At 49.2% G+C, this 1,011-nt stretch carries 2 protein-coding genes; both read right to left on the reverse strand.

The genetic code is table 11. The features are described 5' to 3' along the window. Positions 1-376: contractile injection system protein, VgrG/Pvc8 family (locus DK187_RS20210; protein WP_275426775.1), on the reverse strand; the 376-nt coding region annotated here is incomplete at its 3' end. 167 nt (positions 377-543) lie between these two features. Continuing rightward, on the reverse strand, positions 544-1,011 hold a 468-nt coding region (locus DK187_RS20215), incomplete at its 5' end, for an Hcp family type VI secretion system effector (protein WP_111609107.1).

Here is a 1,011-nt window from a genome sequence, read left to right on the forward strand (position 1 = left end):
CTTGGGCGGTTTGCTTTTGGAAAATACGGCTGTTGTGACGCAAGGATAAACGTTCCAGCGCAGGAACCAAGGTTAAACCGTAATAGGTGAAGTGATGCCCGGTGTCGCCTTTTTCAAAATGACGAACAATACCGTGCACTCGTTGAATCAGTTCGCCATTGCGAAACAGGCGTAGCTCGGCGTTTTTATCGACGAGGGTGTCAGCAGACAGGTCCGATTGACGACTGGCAAGAGACAATTGATAACGGAAGCCATAACAAGGCGAACCGTTTTTCAGCAGAGAATCGGAGAGCGATTCGTGCCCTTGATATTCTCGGACAAGTAGAGTGTTGTCTTCCATGCCGTCGAGAGCCAATGTAAACGTCAATGTAGCCATACCAGTTTCCTTTGTTATGACGGTCTATCTAAAAACTTAAACAACCCATTATTCACGTTCAGAGCAGACCATCTACCCCGAAGCTCGTGAGGAATGCGTAAGAATTGTGAACCATTAATACGCAAAAAGGCCGCCTGAGTGAACAGGCGGCCCGAACCAATACAAGCTTACGCTTCGATTGGTTTACTCCAGTCATCAGAACCCGATGTACCAGAGTTGATGTGATCCCAAGTGATCTTACGGTAAGCCATAGAGACCGTTAGATTCTGTGTGAAGTTACCCATCGCTGGGTCTTGGCAGTGTGGCATTTCGCAATGAATGTCCACGATAACCGCGCCTTCAAGCGCTGTTACGAAGAAGTTCTCTTGCTTGCCTTCGGCCGAGGTGCGGTACCATTTCAATTCTACTTTTGGCAGTTTTTCACCAGAGGACAAGGCGTTGTAAAGCAGTGGAACCGCTTTGTTCAAGGCCACGGTGAATTTGAATGGCTTGTGAACGCGCTGGCCGGATGGGTTACCAGACTGTGGGTTAGTCGGTACAGTGACGTTGTGGTCAAAGCGTTGCACCAGCATTTCGTCGTCATGGCCTTCCAAGCCCACGTCACCGATAGAATCAACAGACATAGCGCCTGCCGT

Origin of the sequence: Marinomonas arctica (assembly GCF_003259225.1) — a bacterium.
GTDB classification, from domain to species: Bacteria; Pseudomonadota; Gammaproteobacteria; order Pseudomonadales; family Marinomonadaceae; genus Marinomonas; species Marinomonas arctica.